This window comes from Streptomyces iconiensis, assembly GCF_028657195.3.
GTDB classification, from domain to species: Bacteria; Actinomycetota; Actinomycetes; order Streptomycetales; family Streptomycetaceae; genus Streptomyces; species Streptomyces iconiensis.
The window spans coordinates 59,679-82,571 of record NZ_JANCPR020000036.1 but is presented as its reverse complement, the minus strand read 5'-3'; the positions used below and the strand labels follow the sequence as shown (position 1 = coordinate 82,571).

21 protein-coding genes and 1 pseudogene are annotated in these 22,893 nt (G+C 70.1%); 14 read left to right on the top strand and 8 right to left on the bottom strand.

The window, feature by feature from the left end:
• Window position 1 precedes the first annotated feature (1 nt).
• The gene (locus tag NMN56_RS30120) at window positions 2-526 is read right to left on the bottom strand and encodes a helix-turn-helix domain-containing protein (RefSeq protein WP_274046007.1); all 525 of its coding nucleotides are present in this window, start codon (window positions 524-526) and stop codon (window positions 2-4) included.
• 113 nt (window positions 527-639) lie between these two features.
• On the opposite strand from NMN56_RS30120, the gene NMN56_RS30115 reads away from it, so the two are divergent.
• Both NMN56_RS30115 and NMN56_RS30110 read left to right on the top strand, forming a co-directional pair.
• Window positions 640-1,062: an ATP-binding protein gene (locus NMN56_RS30115; protein WP_274046008.1), complete on the top strand. Its 423-nt coding sequence runs from the start codon at window positions 640-642 to the stop codon at window positions 1,060-1,062.
• A gap of 223 nt (window positions 1,063-1,285) precedes the next feature.
• Complete coding sequence (locus NMN56_RS30110) at window positions 1,286-1,840, top strand: hypothetical protein (protein ID WP_274046009.1); 555 nt, start codon at window positions 1,286-1,288, stop codon at window positions 1,838-1,840.
• 74 nt (window positions 1,841-1,914) lie between these two features.
• Here the strand turns inward: NMN56_RS30110 and NMN56_RS30105 are convergent, their stop codons facing one another.
• Window positions 1,915-3,138, bottom strand: coding sequence for an MFS transporter (locus NMN56_RS30105; RefSeq protein WP_274046010.1), 1,224 nt, complete (start codon window positions 3,136-3,138; stop codon window positions 1,915-1,917).
• A 422-nt stretch (window positions 3,139-3,560) separates the two neighbouring features.
• Here NMN56_RS30105 and NMN56_RS30100 point away from each other — a divergent pair, with 422 nt between their 5' ends.
• The 5 genes and pseudogenes from NMN56_RS30100 to NMN56_RS30080 all read left to right on the top strand — a co-directional run bounded on the left by NMN56_RS30100 (window position 3,561) and on the right by NMN56_RS30080 (window position 8,498).
• Window positions 3,561-4,604, top strand: a complete 1,044-nt coding sequence (locus NMN56_RS30100) for a hypothetical protein (RefSeq protein ID WP_274046011.1) — start codon at window positions 3,561-3,563, stop codon at window positions 4,602-4,604.
• Between the two features lie 149 nt (window positions 4,605-4,753).
• Window positions 4,754-6,862, top strand: coding sequence for a bifunctional polysaccharide deacetylase/glycosyltransferase family 2 protein (locus tag NMN56_RS30095; RefSeq protein ID WP_488199817.1), 2,109 nt, complete (start codon window positions 4,754-4,756; stop codon window positions 6,860-6,862).
• Window positions 6,863-6,948: 86 nt separating this feature from the next.
• Window positions 6,949-8,190 (top strand): acyltransferase family protein, encoded by a 1,242-nt coding sequence (locus NMN56_RS30090; protein ID WP_430542744.1) that lies wholly within the window; start codon window positions 6,949-6,951, stop codon window positions 8,188-8,190.
• Between the two features lie 27 nt (window positions 8,191-8,217).
• A pseudogene (locus NMN56_RS30085) lies at window positions 8,218-8,331 on the top strand (DJ-1/PfpI family protein); the annotation flags it as partial.
• Window positions 8,332-8,360: 29 nt separating this feature from the next.
• Entirely contained in the window at window positions 8,361-8,498 is a 138-nt protein-coding gene (locus NMN56_RS30080; protein ID WP_274046013.1) for a hypothetical protein, read from the top strand.
• 108 nt (window positions 8,499-8,606) lie between these two features.
• Here the strand turns inward: NMN56_RS30080 and NMN56_RS30075 are convergent, their stop codons facing one another.
• Both NMN56_RS30075 and NMN56_RS30070 read right to left on the bottom strand, forming a co-directional pair.
• Window positions 8,607-9,047 (bottom strand): MarR family winged helix-turn-helix transcriptional regulator, encoded by a 441-nt coding sequence (locus NMN56_RS30075; RefSeq protein WP_280842888.1) that lies wholly within the window; start codon window positions 9,045-9,047, stop codon window positions 8,607-8,609.
• A complete protein-coding gene (locus NMN56_RS30070) occupies window positions 9,044-9,424 on the bottom strand; it encodes a nuclear transport factor 2 family protein (protein ID WP_274046015.1) in 381 nt (126 codons plus the stop codon). The genes NMN56_RS30075 and NMN56_RS30070 overlap by 4 nt, the downstream gene beginning before the upstream one ends.
• Before the next feature lie 169 nt (window positions 9,425-9,593).
• On the opposite strand from NMN56_RS30070, the gene NMN56_RS30065 reads away from it, so the two are divergent.
• On the top strand, window positions 9,594-11,894 hold the full coding sequence (locus tag NMN56_RS30065) for a HelD family protein (protein ID WP_274046016.1): 2,301 nt from the start codon (window positions 9,594-9,596) through the stop codon (window positions 11,892-11,894).
• Window positions 11,895-12,448: 554 nt separating this feature from the next.
• Here NMN56_RS30065 and NMN56_RS30060 read toward each other — a convergent pair.
• Window positions 12,449-12,655 carry a cold-shock protein gene (locus NMN56_RS30060; protein ID WP_274046017.1) on the bottom strand — a complete coding sequence of 69 codons (207 nt, stop codon included), beginning with the start codon at window positions 12,653-12,655 and terminating at the stop codon, window positions 12,449-12,451.
• A gap of 313 nt (window positions 12,656-12,968) precedes the next feature.
• Here NMN56_RS30060 and NMN56_RS30055 point away from each other — a divergent pair, with 313 nt between their 5' ends.
• Window positions 12,969-14,393 (top strand): NAD-dependent malic enzyme, encoded by a 1,425-nt coding sequence (locus NMN56_RS30055; RefSeq protein WP_274046018.1) that lies wholly within the window; start codon window positions 12,969-12,971, stop codon window positions 14,391-14,393.
• Window positions 14,394-14,705: 312 nt separating this feature from the next.
• The gene (locus NMN56_RS30050; protein WP_251407464.1) at window positions 14,706-14,987 is read left to right on the top strand and encodes an HU family DNA-binding protein; all 282 of its coding nucleotides are present in this window, start codon (window positions 14,706-14,708) and stop codon (window positions 14,985-14,987) included.
• A 354-nt stretch (window positions 14,988-15,341) separates the two neighbouring features.
• On the opposite strand, the gene NMN56_RS30045 is transcribed toward NMN56_RS30050, so the two are convergent.
• Window positions 15,342-15,980 (bottom strand): HAD family hydrolase, encoded by a 639-nt coding sequence (locus NMN56_RS30045; protein ID WP_274046019.1) that lies wholly within the window; start codon window positions 15,978-15,980, stop codon window positions 15,342-15,344.
• Between the two features lie 42 nt (window positions 15,981-16,022).
• Window positions 16,023-16,772, bottom strand: a complete 750-nt coding sequence (locus NMN56_RS30040) for a GntR family transcriptional regulator (RefSeq protein ID WP_274046020.1) — start codon at window positions 16,770-16,772, stop codon at window positions 16,023-16,025.
• A 299-nt stretch (window positions 16,773-17,071) separates the two neighbouring features.
• Here NMN56_RS30040 and NMN56_RS30035 point away from each other — a divergent pair, with 299 nt between their 5' ends.
• The 4 genes from NMN56_RS30035 to NMN56_RS30020 are packed head-to-tail and all read left to right on the top strand — an operon-like array spanning window position 17,072 to window position 21,220.
• Window positions 17,072-18,223: an ABC transporter substrate-binding protein gene (locus tag NMN56_RS30035; RefSeq protein WP_274046021.1), complete on the top strand. Its 1,152-nt coding sequence runs from the start codon at window positions 17,072-17,074 to the stop codon at window positions 18,221-18,223.
• Between the two features lie 2 nt (window positions 18,224-18,225).
• Window positions 18,226-19,158, top strand: a complete 933-nt coding sequence (locus tag NMN56_RS30030; RefSeq protein ID WP_274046022.1) for an ABC transporter permease — start codon at window positions 18,226-18,228, stop codon at window positions 19,156-19,158.
• Window positions 19,146-20,090 carry an ABC transporter permease gene (locus NMN56_RS30025; RefSeq protein ID WP_274046023.1) on the top strand — a complete coding sequence of 315 codons (945 nt, stop codon included), beginning with the start codon at window positions 19,146-19,148 and terminating at the stop codon, window positions 20,088-20,090. Before NMN56_RS30030 ends, NMN56_RS30025 begins: the two co-directional genes overlap by 13 nt.
• Window positions 20,087-21,220, top strand: a complete 1,134-nt coding sequence (locus NMN56_RS30020) for an ABC transporter ATP-binding protein (RefSeq protein WP_274046024.1) — start codon at window positions 20,087-20,089, stop codon at window positions 21,218-21,220. Before NMN56_RS30025 ends, NMN56_RS30020 begins: the two co-directional genes overlap by 4 nt.
• Window positions 21,221-21,502: 282 nt before the next feature.
• Here the strand turns inward: NMN56_RS30020 and murA are convergent, their stop codons facing one another.
• Entirely contained in the window at window positions 21,503-22,855 is a 1,353-nt protein-coding gene (gene murA, locus NMN56_RS30015) for a UDP-N-acetylglucosamine 1-carboxyvinyltransferase (RefSeq protein WP_274046025.1), read from the bottom strand.
• Between the last annotated feature and the right edge of the window lie 38 nt (window positions 22,856-22,893).

Here is a 22,893-nt window from a genome sequence, read left to right as displayed (position 1 = left end):
CTCATTCATCTAGGCGATCCATCAGTACGGCCTCCGAGATGACGAAGCTGGCGGATGGGGGCACCTTCCGCTGAAGGATGTCCTGCCGTTGCAGGCGCCCGGCCACCTGTACTTCGGTCTCGTCCGCGTCGAGCGGCGGCACCTTGGTGCGGAATACCGCGCGGGCATAGCTCTCGGTCTGGAGCAGGCCAGGGATGACCTGGTTCTCGAACCAGCTAATGGCCACCGCGGCATGCTCGCGGTCGATGAACTCCTCGGCCCACAGCGGATACCGGTCCACCTCCGGCATGTTGTTGACGGCCACCTCCAACGCGCCCTGCGTGCCGAGCAGTTGGTCGAGCTGACGGGCCAGGTCGAGCTTCAGGGGGCGGCGGCCCTGTTCGATGGAGGCGATGGTGTCGTACTCCGCGCAGACCTCGTCGGTGAGGGCGCGCTGGGTGTAACCGTTCGCGGTGCGGAACAGGGCGAGCAGCTCGCCCACGAGCTTCATGGCGGAGGCGTTCTTGCCCCGTTTCTTTTGGTTCATGACGTTCAAACTCCCCCGGTACAGGCGTGCTTCGGCCCGCAGCAGCCCGTACAACTAATCTGTACGGGTCGCCGCACTGTTACACGTTAGTCACACTGCGCCACCGTCGCCTCATGAACGGCCAGAACCGACTCCCTCAATTCCGTGAGCGTTTCTACCGGCGTGAGCGCCGCTCCGTCCCTGCCGCGAAGGGCTTCGTGGGGGCCGCGCTGAGCGCATGGGAGGTGGAGGAACGGAGGGATGAGGTGTTGCTCTGCGTGAGCGAGATGGCAACCAACGCGCTGGTACACGGGGTGCCGCCCGGGAGGGGGTTCCGGCTCATGCTGTGGCTGGAACGCGATGACGTGCTGCGTGTCGAGGTGCACGACAGCGGTGAGGGTTCTCCGGAGGTGGACCGGCCGGGGCCCGACGGGGAGAACGGGCGCGGGCTGATGCTCGTGGAAGCGCTCGCCGACAAGTGGGGCGTGGGGGAGCGGGAGCCCGGCAAGGTGGTGTGGGCGGAGTTCGCCGCGGGGGACGCGGCGCGGGCCCATTGAGTGCGGGGCGTGTGTCCCGGGTGAAGCGCGAGTGCGGGCGCCCGGTGCGCGATCCGCATCACGATCGGGAATGGGCGGCTCCCGACCCGGCATCTCGCCGCCGGTGGTGCGGGTTTGGGCCCGTCCGGACATCAAGGTGGATAGGACGGCGCCTTGTTGAGATCGGCTGTGGGGTGTGGCAGCTTTTCGTTACCGGAAGCCGACAGTAGGAGAACGCCGGAGAATGTCCGCACGCCGTCGCGCCCTGCTCTCCGGAATTGCCTCCTGCGTTCTCCTGCTGGGGATTGCCGGATGCGCACAGGGGCGGGACTACACAGTCTCCGACAAGATCTGCGGGGAGGAGATCAACGCTGATCTCCTCTCTCCGCTGATGCCGACGGGTACCAAGGTGTCGGTGACGGGCGGAACTTCCGACGGCAACCGCCAGAGCTGCAAACTGTCGGTGCAACGGGAGGAGGACGGCACGTACGAGACAGCGGTGTGGGTCAGGTGGGACATCGTCCCGGCCGGTACCGATCCCATCGAGGTGAAGAGGGAAACGCTCTACGGGTACGGCAACCCGCGCAAGGTCGCCATCGGCGACGATGCACGCCTCGCCGATCAGGGAGTTCTGGCGGTGGAGTCCTGTCCCGGTAGGGGCAGGGGGAGCACCCTTGCCGTGGAGATCTACCTCGGCATCAAGACCCCGGAGAAACTGTCGGACCGCCACGCCGCGTTGAAGCGGTTCACGCAGGACTATCTGGACCGCGTCCTGCGCGAACAGAAGTGTGCGGCGTGACAGCGCTCGGAGTTGCCGAGACTCGCACAGCAGCAGCGGTGCGCCACCTCGTGACCTGCGCCTCCTGGTGGCCCTCACGCGCGGCCGTCACGGATTCCGGTTCCCTGTCTGCCGAAGGCGCACAGTGCCGCTGCCGCCAGGAGCGCGGTGAGGCCGGCCAGCAGCATGATCGTGGAGGTGGACGCGGTGTCCGCGACGAGGCCGCCGGCGAGAGCGCCGAGGGCGATGGTGGCCTGGAACGACGAGGTGAAGAGGACCGAGGCGGCTTCCGGGGCGTGCGGTGCGGCCGTGACGAACCATGTCTGGGAGCAGACCGGTACGGCGCCATAGGCGAGGCCCCAGAGGAGAAGCAGGGCCAGCGCACCGGACGGGCCCGTTCCGGCGAGGGGGAGCAGCAGGGTGGCCGCCGCGAGCAGTAGCGCGGCGGCGCTGAACGTCCGGCGGGGAGCGCGCCGTGCGCGGGCGCCCGCGAGGAAGTTGCCGGCTATGCCCGCCGCGCCGTACGCCAGCAGAATCACGGTGACGAGCTGCGGGCCCGCGTGTGTGACGTCTTGCAGGAACGGGGTCACGTACGTGTAGGCGCCGAAGTGCGCGGTCACGATGAGGAACGTCGCGGCCAGTCCCACCCGGACCTGGCGTGAGCCGAGCATGTCGCGCAGCACAGCGAGGCGGGTGACGCGCCGCGGGGGCAGGGGCGGCAGGAGCGCGAGCAGCGCGGCGAGGACGAGGAGGGTGAGCACGCCCATCGCGACGAAGGCGACCCGCCAGCCCGCGAGATTGCCGAGGAACGTTCCGGCGGGCACACCCAGTACGGAGCCGAGCGGTACGGCTGAGAAGATCACTGCCGTTGCCTTGCCGACCTGCTCGGCGGGTACCAGGCGCGGCGCGATGCCGGCGCCGATCGACCAGAAGGCGCCGATGACGACGCCGACGAGGGCCCTGGAGACAAGCATCAGCCCGTAGCCGGGTGCGGCAGCAGCCAGCAGGTCCGCGAGAGCGAGCAGCAGCATCAGGGCGCAGAGCATGTGACGCCGGTCGATACGCGCGGTCGCCATCGTCACGGTGGGCGCGGCGACGGCGGCGAGAATCCCGGGGAGCGTCATCGTCAGCCCGGCCGTGCCGTCGGAGAGGGAGAACGTGTTCCCGATCGGCGTGAGCAGGCCGATCGGGAGGATCTCGGTGGTGACGAGGGAGAAGATCCCCAACGTCGTCGCGGTGACGGCCAGCCAGCCGTGCAGTGGCGAACGGACTTTCGCCGGGAGCCCGTTGGCCCGGGGGTGCGCGGTGGCTGCTGGCATGGCCTCGCTCCTGTCGTGAACGCATCCGGTGCTGGTGCGGTGAGTCCAGCAGCCGGCCGCGGAGCGGGCTGGCGGCATTTCGCCGTCAACGCTGTGCCGGAACGGTGCGCGCGCGCCGAGGGAAAGCCTGCGGAGGGTGTGATGTCCGTCTCGGGGGTGGAGGGAGACTTCCATGTCACAGGCTGGATGTAGACCTGGGGGAACGACGGACCGATGAGTCTTTGGGTGGATTGATGCGCTAGATTGCCCGTTCGGTAGGAGGGGGCGTGCTCGAACCGTGGGGGGCGGGCGCAGGAACTATGTCAAGACAGTCAAGGCACCCGAGACACAGCGGGGGCAGTACGAGTCACCGTGCCGCGGGGCAGCAGGCGCCGGGCGGCATACCGGAGCAGCCGACAGCTGCGTACCAAGCGGCGGAGGGCATGACAGCCGCGTACGGCGTGAGCGAGGGCGCGGCACCCGTGTACGGCGCTGAGGACGCGACCACCGCGGTCCCGGCGGTCGCTGGGACTCCGGCGTACCTCGCGCCAGGCGCTGAGGACGCGACCACTGCGTTCCCGGCGGTCTCGGCCGTCTCGGCGTTCCCGGGCCACGGCGCCGAGGACGCCACCACCGCCTACCCCGCGGCTACTACGGCGCACTCCGCCTACCCCGCGGCCACCGCCCCGCACTCCGCGCACCCCGCGGCCACCACCGCCTACCCCGCGGCCACCGCGGCCGAGGGCACGGCCGCCTCGTACGGCGAGGGTGTCGACGAGACCGTCGCGCTCAACAACCGGGCACTCCGCAAGGACGCCTCCAGGGGCGCTCCCAGGGGAGCTTCCCGGGGTGTGGCCGGCGGTGCGGCCAACGGTGCGGCCGGTTCGGGGCAGGGTGGGCGGGTGACGCATGACGTCACCGTTCAGTTGCCGACCGCGCTGACCGGTGCGCCCAGCAGGGGTGACGAGCCCGAACCCGTGTTCGTGGACAGCAGCGGCGGACGCCGCAGGCTGCTGCGGAAGTTCGGCTGGCTGCTGGGTGTGGCCAGCCTCGGTTACGCCGTCGTGCTCGGCATCAGCCTCGCGGGTGGGGACGCGGGCGCCCCCGACGTGCTCATACCGGGGCCGGAGAAGAAGGCGTCCGACAAGGTCGACCCCTCTCCCTCCAAGAGCCGCAGCAGCGCGCCCGAAGTGGTCGCCGACCCGACTCCCGACCCCTCCACGCCTCCCACCGATGTCTCTTCCGACGCGCCGGCCGCCGAGGGGACGGGCGGCGGTGCGGAGACCGGGCGTACGCCTGTCACCAGGAACCCGGTGAACCCGCCCAAGAACAGGACGACGAAGCCGCCGCCCAAGACGACGCCGAACTCGCCCAAGCCCCCCAAGACGGAGGACCCGCCGCCCGACCCCGATCCCGGCACCGATCCGGGCGGTCCGGGCGATCCGGACCCGGGTGAGACCGGTGCGGCCGTCGGCGGGGTGGGTTGATGGCCCGCGCCCAGCACAAACGGGGCAAGAGCGGGCGGCAGGCGGCGAACGGAACGGCAGTCGGGACGGCGAACGGGGCCGTGAACGGGGCCGCGAGGGGAGCCGTGGGCGGGACCGCCGCGCGTGGGCGCCGTCGTACGCGCCTTCCGCTGCGCTACCTGTTGCCCTCGCTGCTGCTCGTCGCCGTCGTCGCGATGCTGCTCCTGCGCGGCTACGTGCACAGCGAGTTCCTCGCCGATCACCGCGTACGGCCGCCGGCCTCCATCGACAACGTGCCCGAAGAGATCCTCTCCGGCGGGCCCGTGCTCGACGCGCGCGGTGAGAAGCCCATCAGCCACCGGGTGCCCGACCACACGCTCGTGCTGACCTTCGACGACGGGCCCGACCCCGAGTGGACGCCCAAGGTCCTCGACAAGCTCAGGGAACACGACGCGCACGGTGTCTTCTTCGTCACCGGCACCATGGCCTCGCGCTACCCCGATCTCGTACGCCGTATGGTCCAGGAGGGGCACGAGGTCGGGCTGCACACCTTCAACCACCCCGACCTGTCCTACCAGTCCACGTCCCGTATCGACTGGGAGCTGTCCCAGAACCAGTTGGCGCTGCAGGGCGCGGCGGGCGTACGGACCTCGCTGTTCAGGCCGCCGTACTCGTCCACGGCCGACGCGCTGGACGACGAGTCGTGGCCCGTCACCCAGTACATCGCCAAGCGCGGTTACATCACCACGTTCATCGACACCGACACCGAGGACTGGCAGCGCCCCGGTGTCGGCGAGATCATGCGGCGTGCCACGCCCAAGAAGGACGGCGACGGCGCCATCGTCCTCATGCACGACTCGGGCGGTGACCGCTCGCAGACCGTCGCGGCCCTCGACAAGTGGCTGCCCGAAATGGCGGGCAAGGGCTACAAGTTCGCCAACCTCACCGAGGCGCTCAAGGCGCCCAGCGCGCACACGCCCGTCAGCGGCTTCGAGCGCTGGAAGGGCAAGTCCTGGGTGCTCGCCGTCGGCGTCTCCGAGAACGCGATGAGCTTCCTCGTCGTCGCGCTCGCGATCGTCGGCGTCCTCGTCTTCTCCCGCTTCGGGCTGATGCTGCTGCTGTCCGCGATACACGCGCGCAAGGTGCGCAAACGCGACTTCGTGTGGGGGCGCTTCCCCGTCACCGAACCGGTGAGCGTGCTGGTGCCCGCCTACAACGAGCGCGAGTGCATCGCCAACACCGTGCGCTCCCTCGCGGCCAGCGACCATCCCGTCGAGGTCATCGTCATCGACGACGGCTCGACCGACGGCACGGCCGACATCGTCGAGGCGCTGCGGCTGCCGAACGTACGCGTCGTACGCCAGGCCAACGCGGGCAAGCCCGCCGCGCTCAACAACGGTGTACGCCACGCCACCTGCGAACTCATCGTCATGATGGACGGCGACACCGTCTTCGAACCGACCACGGTGCGCGAGCTGGTCCAGCCCTTCGCCGACCCGTCCGTCGGCGCGGTCGCCGGCAACGCCAAGGTCGGCAACCGTGACTCGCTCATCGGCGCCTGGCAGCACATCGAGTACGTGATGGGCTTCAACCTCGACCGGCGCATGTACGACATCCTCCGCTGCATGCCGACGATCCCCGGCGCCGTCGGTGCCTTCCGGCGCACCGCGCTGTGGCGCGTCGGCGGCATGAGCGACGACACGCTCGCCGAGGACACCGACGTCACCATGGCCCTGCACCGTGACGGGTGGCGCGTCGTCTACGCGGAGAACGCGCGCGCCTGGACCGAGGCGCCCGAGAGCGTGCAGCAGCTGTGGTCACAGCGTTACCGCTGGTCGTACGGCACCATGCAGGCGATCTGGAAGCACCGCCGCGCTGTCGTCGAACGCGGCGCCTCCGGGCGCTTCGGCCGGGTCGGCCTGCCGTTCGTCTCGCTCTTCATGGTGTTCGCACCGCTGCTCGCGCCGCTCATCGACGTGTTCCTGGTGTACGGGCTCGTGTTCGGGCCCTCCGCGAAGACGGCCCTCGCGTGGGCGGGTGTCCTCGCCATCCAGGGCGTCTGCGCCGCCTACGCGTTCCGTCTCGACCACGAACGCATGCGCCATCTGGTATCGCTTCCGCTCCAGCAGATCCTCTACCGCCAGCTGATGTACGTGGTGCTGCTCCAGTCCTGGATCACCGCGCTCACGGGCGGGCGTCTGCGCTGGCAGAAGCTTCGCCGTACGGGCGCCGTCGAGGCGGCGCCCACGTCGGGCCGTGAGAAGGCGGGTGCCCTGTGAACTCCCCTCGTTCCGCTCATGAGTTCGGGGCGCATGCCGTGCCCGGGCAGTATGCAGCCACCGGGCCGCAGGCGGATGCGGACACGTTGTCGTTGCGGGAGTACGCGACGGCCGAGCCGGGCCCGGTACCGGGTCCGGAGGCGGCCAGCAAGGGCGGCGGGTCCGGTACGCACCGCAAGGGCGGCAAGGGTGCCGCAGGCGCGAAGGGCGCTCCCGGGCGGGCGCCGGGCCGCGACCGGTACCTCGACCTGCTGCGTGCGCTCGCTCTGCTCCGCGTCGTCGTCTACCACACGTTCGGCTGGGCCTGGCTGACCCTGGTCTTCCCGTCCATGGGCGTGATGTTCGCGCTGGCCGGTTCCCTGATGGCCCGCTCGCTCAAGCGCCCCGCGATCAGCGTGATCAGGGGCCGGATACGCCGTCTCCTGCTGCCGCTGTGGGTCTACGGCGTCGTCGTCCTGAGCATCCTGGCCGTACAGGGCTGGCGTCCCACCAAGGGCGACGAGTTCTGGTGGTGGGCACGGATCGCCTGCTGGATCGTGCCGATCGGTGCACCCTCGTTCCCGTGGGAGATCGGGAGCAACGGGGGCATGCTGGAGGAGACATGGGCCGTCCAGGCCGCGGGCCCCCTGTGGTACCTGCGCGCCTACCTGTGGTTCGTTCTCCTCTCGCCGCTGCTCCTGCGCGCGTTCCGCCGTCTGCCCTGGGCCACGCTGCTGGCACCGCTCGCGCTGACGGCGGTCGTGGGCACGGACCTGGTCACGATCCCGGGTGAGACGGGCGAGGCGATCACGGCGTTCGGTGTGTACGGCTCGTGCTGGGTGCTGGGCTTCGCACACCAGGACGGACTGCTGCGGCAACTGCCGCGCTACGTCGTACCGTCGGTGGCCCCGGTGTTCATGGCCGTCGGCTTCTGGTGGGCGACCGGACACCTGGGGCCCGACGGCTGGGACCTCAACGACATCCCGCTCTCCAACGCCCTGTGGTCGTTCGGCTTCTGCCTGCTTCTGCTGCACATCAGCCCGAGCTGGGAGCGCCTGCCCGGCGTCCTCGCCCGGTTCGACAAACCGATCACGCTCGCCAACTCGCGTGCCGTCACGCTCTACCTGTGGCACGAGATCGCCCTGATCGCGACGATCCCGATCATCGACGTGCTGTGGAACATCGACGCCATCTCCGACTCGAAGTCCCTCAGCAGTCTTCTGGAGGGCTCGTACGCGGCACTGATGTTCGTCGTGATCTGGCCCCTGATCGGCCTCCTGATGGCGGCCTTCGGCTGGGCCGAGGACGTCGCCGCCAAACGGAAGCCGCGGCTCTTCCCTATGAAGTGAGGGCGCCGGTTCGCTGACGGCCCCGGGGGTCCGGACATGCTCGACGCCACCGGCGTCCACGCGGTCAGCGCCCGCGTCGTCGACGACGGCGACCTGGTCACGGGCGCCGGCGTCACCTCGGGCCTTGACCTGGGCCTGTACTCAGCTGGAGGCAGGCCATCACCAAACCCATGCGGCTGAACCTGGCGTTCGCCGTCACGGTCGACGGCGACACCCTGACCGGTACCTCCAAGGCCGGACGCCTCCCCTCCTCCAAGGTCACCGGCGTTCGCCGTACCACCGCCGTGCGAACGGTGACGGAACACTGACCGTGGCCAAGCTCCTCCTCTCCCTGCACGTGCTGGCCGCCGTCGTGGCGGTCGGCCCCGTCACCGTCGCCGCGAGGGCGCGAGGGCGCGGTGGCACGTTGGTGCGGGTCATACGTCCAGTGCGTAGGACCGGTCGATCAGGTCCTGCATCGCCCGCTGGAAGTCGCGGCGCTGTTGTTCGCTCCAGCCTTCCGTCAGTTCGTCGAAGACCTGTTCCTGCCAGTCGTGGGCGCGCTTCAGCAGGGTCAGGCCGGACGGGGTGACCGTGGCGCGGCGGCGGCGGCCGTCGTTCTCCGGGGCCCGCATGGTCAGGTAGCCGGCCTCTGTCGCGCCTTTGACCAGGCGCGAAGCGCCGCTCTGGTCGATGCCGATCTCATGGGCCACGGCATTGACCGTTGCCTCGGTGCCGCGCTGGGTCAGCGTGTGGACGGCCTCGGTGACCAGCACGAGCCGGCCTTGCTCGGCGAGCCCGTCGCCGCCGGCCATCGACCTGCGCGACCAGTGCCTGACGAAAGCGAACAGCGCCTCTCCCGGCCCTGGACCCGTCATTCGGTGGCCGCCATCTCGCGGCAGATGTAGGCCAGTTCCAGCGCCGACCGCAGGTCGGGAAGCCGGAGCGAGGCCGTCACCTTCGCACCGGACACCCGGAACACCGTCGCCACCCGGGTCGGGGCGCTGCTCCCGGGCCAGGTGGCGTCCTCCTCCACGACCATGAGGCGCTCACCGACCGGGTGCCACGACCGCGGGACCAGCGTGATCCCCGAGCGTTCCACCCACTCCGCGAACTGCGAGGAGGTGATCGAGCCCGCGCCCTTCGGGCCGAGCACGACGACCGGATCACCGACCGTGCTCGCCGCCCGCTCAGGGTCGCCGTCGTTCACGCCCGCGTGCCACTCGCTGATGGCTGCTTCCAGTGCTGACTCCATCCCCAAAGTGTATGCGTAACGCATACAAGTCCGCAGGCAAGTCCGCACGCAAGTCCGCAGGCAAATCGGGAAGCGCAACGAGCGGGGGCAGACGGGCGCGTGGCGCGGAGGGACGCAGGTCGCGTACGGTGGACGGCTGCCCTAGGGCCAGGAGAAGGAGGCCGCCGCGTTGGGAGCGCAGCACGACAGCGTCCGAGAGCGGGAGATCCGCGCGGAGCAGAAACACCTTGATCAGGTGTACGAGCGGCTGGAAGAAAAGATCCACGAGGCGGAGTTCCTCATGGACGACGCCTCCAAGCGCGCGCAGGTCGGCACGCCCGGCGCCCTCGCGGAACGAGACGCGCAGGTCTTCCGCGCCGGCCTGCACCTCAACCGGCTCAACAGCGAATTCGAGGACTTCCTCTTCGGCCGTATCGACCTGCTGGAGGGCAAGGACGGGGTACGCGGCCCCGACGGCGCGTACACCTCCGTCGACCCGGCCGAGGGCGCTGTGCACGGCGACGGTACGGCCGACATCGCCGAGACCCTGCACATCGGCCGCCTCGGCGTGCTCGACGCCGACTACTCGCCGCTCGTCATCGACTGGCGCGCTCCCGCGGCGGGACCGTTCTACCGGGCCACACCGGTGGCGCCCGGCCGCGTCGTACGCAGACGCGTCGTCCGCAGCAAGGGCCGTCAGGTCCTCGGTGTCGAGGACGACCTGCTGCGCCCGGAGCTGAAGGCGAGCCTGGACGGCGCCGAACTGCCCGTGGTCGGTGACGGCGCCCTCATGGCGGCGCTGGGGCGTGCCCGTAGTCACTCGATGCGGGACATCGTCGCCTCGATCCAGGCGGAGCAGGACATGGTGATCCGCGCGCCGGCGGCCTCCGTCACGGAGGTCGAGGGCGGCCCAGGAACGGGGAAGACGGCGGTGGCCCTGCACCGCGCCGCCTACCTGCTGTACCAGGACAGACGCCGCTACTCCGGCGGCATCCTGATCGTCTCGCCGACCCCGCTCCTCGTCTCCTACACCGAGGGCGTGCTGCCGTCGCTCGGCGAGGAGGGCCAGGTCGCCATCCGTGCGCTCGGTTCGCTGGCCGAGGGCGCCGAGGCCACGACGTACGACGAGCAGCGGGTGGCCCGCGTCAAGGGCTCGGCCCGTATGCAGAAGGTGCTGCGCAAGGCGGCCCGTGGGGCGCTGGAGACGGGGCTGCGCGCACCCGTTCCCGAGCGCCTCCGCCTCGTCGCGTTCGGCGCCCGCGTCGAACTGGAAGCCGCCGAACTGCGCGCCGTCCGTCAGCAGGTACTCGGCGGCACCGCACCCGTGAACCTCATGCGCCCGCGCGCACGCAAGCTGCTTCTGGACGCGCTCTGGGAGAAGACCGGCGCTCGCCGCCACTACCCGGACGCGGAACTGGCGGCCGAAGCGCGTCAGGGCTTCGACGGGGAGATCTCCACCGAGGACGACTTCCTCGCGTTCCTCGATGACTGGTGGCCCGAACTGAGCCCGCGCGAGGTACTGGGCGCGATGGGCGACGAGCAGCGTCTCGCCCGCTGGTCCCGGCGCGTGCTGCGGCCGGGCGAGGCCCGCGATCTGGCCCGTTCCCTGCGCGCCCGGCTCACGCCCGAAGGGCAGGGCCCGCTGTCCGTGCACGACGTCGCGCTGCTGGACGAACTGCGCCTGCTGCTCGGCACGCCCGCGCGCCCCAAGAAGCGCGAGGCGGACGTGCTCGACCAGCTCACAGGGCTGGACGAACTCACCACGTACGCCGACCGCGAGGGCCGCCGCCGCGACCGCGCCGACCGGCTCGCCGAGGAACGTACGGAGTACGCGCACGTGATCGTCGACGAGGCGCAGGACCTCACGCCGATGCAGTGGCGCATGGTCGGCCGCAGGGGCAGGCACGCGACGTGGACGATCGTCGGTGACCCGGCGCAGTCCTCGTGGTCCGACCCCGACGAGGCCGGTGAGGCGCGGGACGAGGCACTGGGGAAGCGGCCACGCCGCCGCTTCGAGTTGACGGTCAACTACCGCAACCCGGCGGAGCTGGCCACCCTCGCCGACCGCGTGCTCGCGCTCGCCATGCCGGGCGCCGAACCGCCGCGCGCCGTCCGCTCGACCGGTATAGAGCCCCGGTTCGCCGTGGCGGAGGGCGAGTTGGGCGAGGCGGTACGCCAGGAGGCGGCACGCCTGCTGGAGGAGGTGGAGGGCACGGTCGGCGTCGTCGTCGCCATGTCCCGGCGGCAGGAGGCCGCGGGATGGCTGGCCGGACTGGGCGACCGGGTCGTCGCGCTCGGCAGCCTGGAGGCCAAGGGCCTTGAGTACGACGCGACGCTCGTCGCCTCTCCCGCGGAGATCGCCGACGAGTCACCCGCGGGGCTGCGCGTGCTGTACGTCGCCCTGACACGAGCCACCCAGCGCCTCACGGTGCTCTCGGCAGGCCCCGACATCCCGGACGCGACGGGAGTCCCTGACCTGCTGCGCGACTAGGCCGGCGCCAGGATCCAGGACAGCACGCCGGTCAGAGCGTCGACCAGAGCGCTGGCCAGAATGCCAGCCCGAACGCCGACCAGCAGGGCCGTTCCGGGGCCGTGCGGCGCTCGCTGCGCCCTCGGGGGACGAGGACAGCGAGGCCCACTCGTCGCTGCTGCTTCCCGAACCGGCGACCGCCCCGTAAGCGCAGGTCAGCGCGGGCAGTTGAGGGGTGCGGCGTGGCGTGGCGAGGGGCGTGGGAAAGAAGTTCTGCGGGGCGGAATCAGTGGCCCGGGTGGTTTGTTAGCCTGGGTGGTGGCACCGGCCCGATCCATGCCCCCGGGCCCAACCATAGGCGCTTCGAGCGCCCACTTGCCGCGAGGCGAGCTGGCGGGTCGGTGTCACTGAACGAAGGAAAACCCCCACCGGATCGGTGGGGGTTTTCTTCTTGTGCGGTCCGTGAGTCCGTGGTCCGTGAGTCCGCAGGTTCCGGGTCCCGGCCCGTGGTCCGTCAGTCCTGGTTCGTGAGTCCGTGGAGGGCTCCGTCGGTGGTTCGCGCGGGTCCTGGTGCGTCAGTTGACGACGCGTACCTGCTCGGCCTGCGGGCCCTTGCGGCCCTGGGCGATCTCGAACTCGACGCGCTGGGCGTCCTCCAGACTGCGGTACCCGTCGCTGTCGATCGAGCTGTAGTGCACGAAGACGTCCGGTCCGCCGCCCTCCTGTGCGATGAAGCCGTATCCCTTCTCGGCGTTGAACCACTTGACCGTGCCCTGAGCCATGTTCCGGATCTCCCGATGTACGCGGATAGCAGTGTGCGGGGTGATCTTAGGGCAGCTTTGATCCGTTTCCATGGGATTCCGGCGTCTTACGGGAGGTTGGTGGGGGTTTTCCCGCGAAGGAGTGGGGGGTTACGTGCCGATGACCTTCTCTCGTATGGTGAAACCTCGTTTCCGCAAGAGGGGACGCGTTACCGCGTACCCGGGGGTAGGTGGGACGATCTGGTGACGTGCCCTGTCCCGGCCCGGAAAATATGCGGCCGTGCGGGCGGGGTGCGTGCACAACGTGACAAGGGAAAGCAGAGGGAAGTCGGCAATGGCGCCAAGCGTCTCCTATTCGATGACGGTCCGCCTGGAGGTTCCCGCAGGCGGGACGGCGGTCAGTCAGATCACCACGGTCGTGGAGTCCTCGGGTGGCTCGGTGACGGCCCTCGACGTGACCGCGTCCGGCCATGAGCGGCTGCGGATCGACGTGACGATCGCGGCAAGCTCGACGGCGCACGCCGACGAGATCGTGGACGAGCTCCGTGCGATCGACGGGGTCACGCTGGGCAAGGTCTCGGACCGTACGTTTCTCATGCACCTCGGCGGCAAGATCGAGATGTCGTCCAAGCACCCCATTCGCAATCGCGACGACCTTTCGATGATCTACACCCCGGGTGTGGCACGCGTCTGTACGCAGATCGCGGAGCACCCCGAGGACGCGAGACGGCTCACGATCAAGCGGAACAGCGTTGCCGTCGTGACCGACGGTTCCGCCGTGCTCGGGCTCGGGAACATCGGCCCGCAGGCCGCGCTGCCCGTCATGGAGGGCAAGGCGGCCCTCTTCAAGCGGTTCGCCGGGATCGACGCCTGGCCGCTCTGCCTGGACACCCAGGACTCCGACGCGATCGTCCAGATCGTCAAGGCCATCGCGCCGGGCTTCGCCGGGATCAACCTGGAGGACATCTCCGCCCCCCGCTGCTTCGAGATCGAGGCGCGGCTGCGCGAGGCCCTGGACATCCCCGTCTTCCACGACGACCAGCACGGAACGGCCATCGTCGTGCTCTCGGCGCTCTACAACGCGCTGCGTGTCGTGGACAAGCGGATCGAGGACATCCGCGTGGTGATGTCCGGCGCCGGCGCCGCAGGTACGGCCATCCTCAAGCTGCTGCTGGAGGCGGGCGTCAAGCACGCCGTCGCCGCCGACATCCACGGTGTCGTGCACTCGGGGCGCGAGGACCTCGCGTCGGCCGAGGAGGGCTCGCCGATGCGCTGGGTCGCCGACAACACGAACCCCGAGGGCCGTACGGGCACGCTCAAGGACGCGGTCGTCGGCGCTGACGTGTTCATCGGCGTCTCGGCGCCGAACGTGCTGGACGGCAGCGACGTGGCCAAGATGGCGGACGGCGCCATCGTGTTCGCGCTCGCCAATCCCGACCCGGAGGTCGACCCAGCCGCCGCGCGTGAGTCCGCCTCCGTCGTGGCAACGGGCCGCTCGGACTTCCCGAACCAGATCAACAACGTGCTGGTCTTCCCCGGCGTCTTCCGCGGCCTGCTCGACGCGCAGTCGCACACCGTGAACGACGACATGATGCTGGCCGCGGCACGCGCCCTCGCCGACGTGGTCACCGAGGACGAGCTGAACCCGAACTACATCGTGCCCAGCGTCTTCAACGAGAAGGTTTCCGGGGCCGTCGCCGACGCCGTGCGCAACGCCGCACAGGGGGCCGCGCAGGGAGAGGACCGGCGCGTCGGGTGACAGCTCACCCGGGCGGTCCCCTTAGTGTGGCGGGCAGCCAAAAGCCATGGTCCGTCACCACAGCGAGGACGCCGGATTGGCTTTCCCGCCGCAGGTAGGGGCAGGATGCTTTCCCAAGGACTCCGTCCGGGGGAGAGCCCATCCCAAGGACTCGGTCCGGGGGATACCCCAAGGGGCGCGAGGGCTCGAAGGCAGACCCGGGTCCGGGGACTGTCACAGGGCCCTGGCAGCATCGGCTTCGCAGCAGCACCTGACATGCGGCTCCGCCGCGTGGCACCCCTCATCGGCAAGAAATACACGGGAGTACGAATTATGAACCGCAGTGAGCTGGTGGCCGCTCTGTCCGAGCGCGCCGAGGTGACCCGTAAGGACGCCGACGCCGTCCTGGCGGCCTTCGCCGAGACCGTCGGCGAGGTCGTTGCCAAGGGCGACGAGAAGGTCACCATTCCCGGCTTCCTCACCTTCGAGCGCACCCACCGTGCCGCTCGCACCGCGCGCAACCCGCAGACCGGTGACCCGATCCAGATCCCGGCCGGGTACAGCGTCAAGGTTTCGGCGGGGTCCAAGCTGAAGGAAGCTGCCAAGGGTAAGTAACCCCCGGCACGCCACACGCCAAGGGCGGTCACCCCACACGGGGTGACCGCCCTTGCGTGCTGCCGGGGCCTTCTTGCTGCCTTCTCGCTGCCTCTCGTGGCTTTCTCGTGGCCTCCCCGCGGTCTTCCCGCTGCCTCCTCCAGTCTTCTCGCCGCCCGAGAGGGAGCCTCAGGGGGGCGTGAGAGGGCGACGGGCGGGTGGGCGGGAGGGAACGGCGCGTACCCCGGTGGCGCGGCGGCAGCAGGCGCAACAGGGCTCCGCGAGCACGCCGCCGCGGGGTGCGCCGCATGTGCTGCCCGTGCTGTGCCGCGTGTGCTGTGCCGCACGTGCCTCTCCGCGAGGGAGAGGGCAGGCTCACAGCGCCGAGAGGTCGACCGCTTCGAGGGTGGGGGCCAGCGTCGTACGGGGTCCCGGTGCGATGCCGTCGACGGTGGGCACCGCCAGGACCCGGCAGCCGGCGGCGAGCGCCGAGGTGACGCCCGTGGGGGTGTCCTCGACGGCCAGGCAGCCGGTGGCGGGGACGCCGAGCGCGGCGGCTGCCGCGAGGTACGGGTCCGGGTGCGGCTTGCCGCGCGGGGTCTCGCCCGAGGTGACGGAGCAGGCGAACCGGTGCGCGCCCAGGGTCAGCAGGATGAGGTCCGTCACGGTCCGCTCGGACGCCGTGACGAGTCCCACAGGTATGCCCAGCTCCCGCGCGCCGTCGAGCAGCGCCAGCGCGCCCGGCTGGATGGTGACCCCGGCGCGCACGCGCGCGGTGAACGCACGGTCGAGCGTCTCCCTGGCCTCGGCCTCGGTCAGGGGGACGCGCGCGGCGACGCGCGCTGCGGCGTCGGGGAGCGGGAGTCCGGCGAAGGCGGCGGCGAGTTCGCCCGGTTCCGGCGCGGCGCCGTACGCGGCCAGCAGCTCGGCGAGGGTGGCGAGCCAGTCGCGTTCGGTGTCGACGAGGGTGCCGTCCATGTCGCAGAGGAGGGCGGCGGGCAGGGGGCTGGGCAATGCGGGCTCGCTGTTCGTCGGTCGGTGCGCGTGCCGGAGAGGTCAGGCGCGGGAGCGGGTGAGGGGGTTGGTCTGGGTGGAGTTGCGGACGGTGAAGACGACGGAACCCGGGCTGTAGCGGTCGTCCGAGGTCTCGACGGGCCGCCCCTCGGCCGTGGTCGTCGTACGGCGTACGCGCAGGAGGGGGCTGCCGCGGCGCAGCCGCAGGTGTTCGGCGTCGGCCGTTCCGGCGGCGACGGCGTCGATGTGGTGCTCGCCGTGTGCGAAGACCAGGCCCGTGTCGTCGTAGAGCCGCTGGGTGACGGACTCGGAGTCGTGGGGGAGTGCTGCGACGGCGGGGGCGATCCACTCGGCGTAGACGGTGCGTTCGAGCAGCACGGGGTCCTCGTCCAGGGTGCGCAGCCGCAGCACGCGGAGTACGGGCGCCGCGTGCGGGACCTGGAGCAGGCCGGCCTCGTCGGCGCGTGCCGTGTCCCAGTTCGCGGTGATCACGCGTCCGCCGGCCGTGCGGCCTCCGGCGCGTGCCCACTGGGCGAAGCTGCGCAGTTCGGTGAAGCTCTGGCTGGGCGTGGTGGACAGCACGACGCGGCGGGCGCCCTGGCGGGAGCCGACCAGGCCCTCGGCGAGCAGTGCGGAGACGGCCTGCCTGACGGTGCCGCGTGAGGCGTCGTGCGCGGTGGCGAGTTCGGCCTCGGAGGGGAGGGTCGCGCCGATGGGGTAGCGGCCGTCGGCGATGGCGCGGCGGAGCTCGTCGGCGATCTGCTCGTGCCGTCGGCCCTGGCGTGCGGACAAGGTGCGTCTCCTCTGCTGCGGCTCTGCTGCTGCGGCTGTGTGTGCTCCAGGCTCGGGCTGATCATGCCATCTGTGCGCAGGGGGATGCACCTTGAAGCAGTGCGACAGTAGCGTATAACCGCTCTTGCGGGGTCTAAACCTCAATCCAAATAACGCTTTGAGCTGGGCATTTGCTGAGCTTCAGAGCTTTGCGCATACCTGTGCGTGCTGTTAGCTTGCCCAGGCTCAACGAATCCAGCTTGTCCATACAGGTGGCCCAGTGGCTGACTGTGCGCATGAAGAGATCCTGGAGTGAGAACGTGAAGGCAGACCATCACAGCCGTAGGAGCCGCCTACTGGCCGCCGCAGCAGCAGCCGTCACGCTGTCCGTCGCGGCGGCCGGGTGCGGCTCGGCGCCCGCGCAGGGCGCCAACAGCGAGGCCGGCAAGGCGCGCTCGGCCGCCGACCTCGGGGGGATGGACAAGCTGGTCAAGGCCGCGAAGAAGGAGGGCGAGCTGAACGTCTACGCCCTCGCGCCGACCTGGTCCAACTACGGCGAGATGATCAAGACCTTCGAGAAGAAGTACGGCATCAAGGTCCACAACGAGGACCCGGGCGGCAGCAGCCAGGGCGCGCTGAACGCGGCGGCCAAGCGCAAGGGCCAGGACCGTGCCGTCGACGCGCTCGACCTGGGCACCGCGTTCATGCAGGCGGCGAAGACGAAGAAGCTGCTCGCGCCGTACAAGGTCAAGGGCTGGGACGCGATCCCCGCGACACAGAAGCAGTCCGACGCTTCCTTCATGAACAACTACGGCGGCTACATCTCCCTCGGCTGCGACGCCAAGGCCGTCAAGGAGTGCCCCAAGAGCTTCAAGGACCTGCTGAAGCCCGCCTACAAGAACAAGGTCGCCCTCAACGGCAACCCGAACGAGTCGAGTTCGGCGTTCTCAGCCGTCATAGCGGCCTCGCTCGCGAACGGTGGCGGATTCGACGACGTCAAGCCGGGGCTCGACTTCTTCAAGAAGCTGAAGAAGAGCGGGAATTACGTACCCGTGGAATCCACGAAGGCGACCATCCAGAAGGGTGAGACGCCGATCTCCATCGACTGGGACTACCTCAACCTCGGCTACGGCGAGGAGTTGAAGTCCAAGGGCGTGAAGTGGGAGGTCAACGTCCCCGAGGACGGGCAGTATTCGCAGTACTACAACCAGGGCGTGAACAAGTACGCACCGCACCCCGCCGCTGCCCGCCTCTGGCTCGAATTCCTCTACAGCCCCGAGGGCCAGAACATCTGGCTCAAGGGCTTCTCGCGGCCCGCGCTCCTTGAGGACATGAAGAAGGACGGCACGGCGGACAAGAAGGCCGCGGCCAAGCTGCCCGAGGTCGACGGCACGCCCAAGTTCCCGACGGCGGCGCAGGAGGCCAAGGCGCAGCAGGTCATCAGCGAGGGCTGGGGCTCGGCGGTCAGCTGACGATGACTCGGAGCAGCACACCACAGCAGACGCGGCCACCGGAGGAGCCGGAGCACGCGCAGCGGCCTGGTAGTGACCAGCGGACGCCGCGACGGCGCTCCCGGGCGCACTGGCCCGCCGTCGTACCGTTCTTCGCTTTCATGGCTGTCTGTTTCGGAATTCCCGCCGGAACCATGGCCTACAACGCGTTCACGGTCATCGACGCGGAAACCGGAACCAGCGAATACAGCCTGCACAATGTCACGACATCGCTCTCCGGTGCCTATGCGACGGGGCTCGCGGGAAGCGTGAAACTCTCGCTGCTGAGTGCGGTGCTCGCCACCGTTCTCGGCGCCGTCATCGCGCAGGCGGTCATCAACTCAGGGAAAAGCAAGCTGAGAAAGGCGATCGTCTCCGCATCGGGCGTCTTCGCGAACTTCAGCGGCGCCCCGCTCGCCTTCGCCTTCATCGCCACGCTCGGCACCACGGGAACCGTGACGAGAATCCTGGAACTCCAGCGCACCGGATTCAGCCTGTACACCTTCACAGGGCTCGTACTCGCCTATCTGTACTTCATGGTGCCGCTCATGGTCGTCACCATCCTGCCCGCGCTGGACGGCCTGCGCGCGCAGTGGCGGGAGGCCGCCGCCTCGTGCGGTGCCACCCGGGCGCAGTTCTGGCGGCACGTCGGACTGCCCGTGCTGATGCCCTCGCTGCTGGGCGGGGCCGTGCTGATGTTCGGCACCGCGTTCGCCTCGCACGCGACGGCGGCCGTGATGACGGGCAGTTCGGTCCCGCTGATCACCATCCAGATCGCCAACGCGCTCTCCGGGAACGTGCTGGTCGGCCAGGAGAACCTCGCGCTCGCCATGAGCCTCAACATGGTGGTGATCGCGCTGATCGTCATCGCCGTACAGATTCCGCTGCAACGACGGAGCAACCGATGGCTGGGATGAAGGCCGCTACGAGCGCCGCGACGGCGGAGACCGGGGCAACGGAGCCGGGGACGGCGGAGACCGGAGCGACGGAGCCCGGGACGGCGGAGCCCGCGCGGGCGCGGCGGCCCCGGAGGGCGAAGCGGGCGTACGGGGGCGCGCTGGTGCTGTTCCTGGCCGCGCTCTACTTCGTCGTACCGATCCTCGCCTCGCTGTGGTTCACCGTCGACGACCCCGCCAAGGGGTTCACGCTCGACGCGTACGCCAAGGGGCTCACCGACGAGGGCATGCTCAGCGCGCTCGGGCTCTCGCTGCGGCTCGGCCTCGCCACCGTCGCGCTCGGGCTGCTGCTGATGGTGCCCACCATGGTCGTCGTCGCGCTGCGGCTGCCGCGGCTGCGCCGCGTGGTGGAGGTGCTGTGCATGGTGCCGCTCATCGTGCCGCCGATCGCGCTGGTCGCCGGGGTCAGCACGGTGCTGTCCTGGGAACAGGACCTGGCGGCCACGCCGTTCTACCGCACCTTCCAGCTCCTCCAGAACAAGAACTTCCCCCTGGTGCTCGTCCTCGTCTACACCGTCATGTCGCTGCCGTTCCTCTACCGCGCGCTGGACGCCGGGCTGCGCGGCATCGACCTGAAGACCCTGGTGGAGGCGTCGCGAAGCCTCGGAGCCTCGCGTACGGGGACGCTGTGGCGGGTCGTCGTGCCCAACCTGCGCTCAGCCGTCGTCAGCGGCGCCGTGCTCAGCCTGGCCATGGTGCTGGGCGAGTTCACCGTGGCGACCGTGCTCGGCTTCGAACCGTTCTCCGTATGGATGGTGCACGTCGGCGAGTACGAGGCACAGCTGTCCGTCGCCGCCGCCATGCTCAGCCTGCTGATCACCTGGGGCCTGCTGCTTCTGCTCACCAACCTCGCCGGCGGGCGAGCCCGTAACCGGAGGAAGACCACCGCATGACGACGACCATCAGCGCCGGGGACAGCACCGACACACGCGCCGGCGTCGGCCTCCGGCTCGGCGGGCTCCGCCGCGCCTTCGGGAGCACCACCGCACTCGACGGGCTCGACCTCGACATCGCACCGGGCGAACTCGTCGCCCTTCTCGGCCCCTCCGGCTGCGGCAAGACCACGGCGCTGCGCATCATCGCGGGCTTCGAGACCGCCGACACGGGCGAACTCCTCATGGGCGGCGAGGACGTGACAGGGCTGCCCGCCAACAAGCGCGACATCGGCATGGTCTTCCAGTCCTACAGCCTCTTCCCCAACATGACGGCGGCCGAGAACGTCGCCTACGGGCTGCGCGTCCGCAAGGCGTCCAAGGCCGAACGTGCCGCACGCGCCGCCGAACTGCTCGAACTCGTCGGGCTGCCGGGACGCGACAAGCACTACCCGCACCAGCTCTCCGGCGGCCAGCAGCAGCGCGTGGCCCTCGCCCGCGCCCTCGCCGTGAGCCCCCGCGTGCTGCTCCTCGACGAGCCGCTCTCCGCGCTCGACGCCAAGGTGCGCCTCCAGCTGCGCGAGGAGATACGCCGCCTCCAGCTCGAACTGGGCATCACCACGGTCTTCGTCACCCACGACCAGGAGGAGGCGCTGTCCATGGCGGACCGCGTCGCCGTGATGAAGGACGGCCGCCTCGAACAGTGCGCCCCGCCCAACGAGTTGTACGAGCGCCCCGCCACGCCCTTCGTCGCGGAGTTCGTCGGCACCATGAACCGGCTGCCCGGCGTCGTCCGCGAGGGCGGCACCGTCGAGGTGCTCGGGCGGCGGCTCCCCGTGACCACCGGCCAGGGTGCCCACCCGGAAGCGGGCCGCACGGTCGACGTACTGCTGCGCCCCGAGGGGCTCCAGGTGCACACGGGAGAGCAGGACGGGGGCGAGCACGCGACCGTACGCGTCGCCACGTTCCTCGGCAGCACCACCAGGCTGCACCTGACCACCGACTCAGGGGCCGAGGCGAAGGCCGACCTGCCCAGCTGGGAGGCCGGCTCGCTCACCCCGGGCACACGCTGCACCCTCACCGCGCACGACAACCCCGTACTGGTGGAGGAGCGCGACAACCCCGTACTGGCGGAGAAGACAGCGTCGTGAGGAGGGCCCGCCCCCTCTTCTGTGGCGGGCGGGCCCTCTCCCGTGGCGGAGGAACGCCGCGGCAGTCGCCGGCCGACTCCCGCCTGCCGCCCTCGCGTTCATGGCCCGCATCCACGGCCCGCGCCCGCGTCCACGGGCTCAGTGCCACCACCCGTGACGGCGCACCCTGTCACTTCCGGGGCGCCTGGCCGGCCCAGGGCAGGGACGCGGACTGAGCCGCCCGCGCCCTGGCCGCTACGGCCTTCCCACCTTCGGCCGCTACGGCGTTCCCACCTTCGGCCGTTACGGCCTTTCCACCTTCGCGCCCAACTCCACGAGCTTCTGCTGGAAGTTCTCGTAACCGCGGTTGATGAGGTCGATCCCGTGCACCCGGGACGTGCCCTGTGCGGCGAGCGCGGCGATCAGGTACGAGAAGCCGCCGCGCAGGTCGGGAATGACCAGATCGGCGCCCTGCAGCTTCGTCGGCCCCGAAACCACGGCCGAGTGGAGGAAGTTGCGCTGCCCGAAGCGGCACGGCATGCCGCCGAGGCACTCGCGGTAGAGCTGGATGTGCGCGCCCATCTGGTTGAGCGCCGAGGTGAACCCGAGTCGTGACTCGTAGACCGTCTCGTGCACGATCGAGAGCCCGGACGCCTGGGTGAGGGCTACCACCAGCGGCTGCTGCCAGTCGGTCTGGAAACCCGGGTGCACGTCCGTCTCCAGCGCGATCGCGTTGAGCGGACCGCCGGGATGCCAGAAGCGGATGCCCTCGTCGCCGATCTCGAAGGCGCCACCGACCTTCCGGTAGGTGTTGAGGAAGGTCATCATCGACTTCTGCTGCGCGCCGCGTACGTACACGCTGCCCTCGGTGGCCAGTGCGGCGCTCGCCCAGGAGGCGGCCTCCAGCCGGTCGGGGAGGGCGCTGTGGTTGTACCCGCCGAGGGAGTCGACACCGGTGATACGGATCGTGCGATCCGTGTCCATCGAGATGATCGCGCCCATTTTCTGGAGCACGCAGATCAGGTCCTCGATCTCCGGCTCGACGGCCGCGTTCGAGAGTTCGGTCACGCCCTCGGCGAGCACGGCGGTGAGCAGCACCTGTTCGGTCGAGCCGACCGAGGGATACGGCAGCTCGATCTTGGTGCCCCGCAGCCGCTGCGGGGCCTCCAGGTACTGACCGTCGGCCCGCTTCTCGATCGTCGCGCCGAACTGGCGCAGCACGTCGAAGTGGAAGTCCACCGGACGGCCACCGATGTCGCAGCCCCCCAGGCCGGGAATGAAGGCGTGGCCGAGGCGGTGCAGGAGCGGGCCGCAGAAGAGGATCGGAATTCTCGACGAGCCGGCGTGCGCGTCGATGTCGGCGACATTGGCGCTCTCGACATGGGACGGGTCGAGGATCAGCTCGCCGGACTCTTCGCCCGGGGTCTGGGGCGAGCCCAGACCTCCGCGGACGGTGACGCCATGCAACTGGAGCAGGCCGCGTACGACACGGACGTCGCGGATGTCCGGCACATTGCGCAGGCGGCTCGGCGCGCTGCCCAGCAGCGCGGCGACCATGGCCTTCGGGACGAGGTTCTTCGCACCACGGACACGGATTTCACCCTCCAGCGGGGCGCCACCATGGACAAGCAGTACGTCGGCAGGGCTGTCGGTCATGGATCTCCGCGTTCCTGGAGACGGGTTGGGACAAAAGG

What these genes read in the sequence shown, in the direction of transcription:
- NMN56_RS30120 (WP_274046007.1), bottom strand. Translation starts at nt 526, where the DNA reads ATGAACCAAAAGAAACGGGGCAAGAACGCCTCCGCCATGAAGCTCGTG.
- NMN56_RS30115 (WP_274046008.1), top strand. Translation starts at nt 640, where the DNA reads ATGAACGGCCAGAACCGACTCCCTCAATTCCGTGAGCGTTTCTACCGG.
- NMN56_RS30110 (WP_274046009.1), top strand. Translation starts at nt 1,286, where the DNA reads ATGTCCGCACGCCGTCGCGCCCTGCTCTCCGGAATTGCCTCCTGCGTT.
- NMN56_RS30105 (WP_274046010.1), bottom strand. Translation starts at nt 3,138, where the DNA reads ATGCCAGCAGCCACCGCGCACCCCCGGGCCAACGGGCTCCCGGCGAAA.
- NMN56_RS30100 (WP_274046011.1), top strand. Translation starts at nt 3,561, where the DNA reads ATGACAGCCGCGTACGGCGTGAGCGAGGGCGCGGCACCCGTGTACGGC.
- NMN56_RS30080 (WP_274046013.1), top strand. Translation starts at nt 8,361, where the DNA reads ATGCGGCTGAACCTGGCGTTCGCCGTCACGGTCGACGGCGACACCCTG.
- NMN56_RS30075 (WP_280842888.1), bottom strand. Translation starts at nt 9,047, where the DNA reads ATGACGGGTCCAGGGCCGGGAGAGGCGCTGTTCGCTTTCGTCAGGCAC.
- NMN56_RS30070 (WP_274046015.1), bottom strand. Translation starts at nt 9,424, where the DNA reads ATGGAGTCAGCACTGGAAGCAGCCATCAGCGAGTGGCACGCGGGCGTG.
- NMN56_RS30060 (WP_274046017.1), bottom strand. Translation starts at nt 12,655, where the DNA reads ATGGCTCAGGGCACGGTCAAGTGGTTCAACGCCGAGAAGGGATACGGC.
- NMN56_RS30055 (WP_274046018.1), top strand. Translation starts at nt 12,969, where the DNA reads ATGGCGCCAAGCGTCTCCTATTCGATGACGGTCCGCCTGGAGGTTCCC.
- NMN56_RS30050 (WP_251407464.1), top strand. Translation starts at nt 14,706, where the DNA reads ATGAACCGCAGTGAGCTGGTGGCCGCTCTGTCCGAGCGCGCCGAGGTG.
- NMN56_RS30030 (WP_274046022.1), top strand. Translation starts at nt 18,226, where the DNA reads ATGACTCGGAGCAGCACACCACAGCAGACGCGGCCACCGGAGGAGCCG.
- NMN56_RS30025 (WP_274046023.1), top strand. Translation starts at nt 19,146, where the DNA reads ATGGCTGGGATGAAGGCCGCTACGAGCGCCGCGACGGCGGAGACCGGG.
- NMN56_RS30020 (WP_274046024.1), top strand. Translation starts at nt 20,087, where the DNA reads ATGACGACGACCATCAGCGCCGGGGACAGCACCGACACACGCGCCGGC.
- murA (WP_274046025.1), bottom strand. Translation starts at nt 22,855, where the DNA reads ATGACCGACAGCCCTGCCGACGTACTGCTTGTCCATGGTGGCGCCCCG.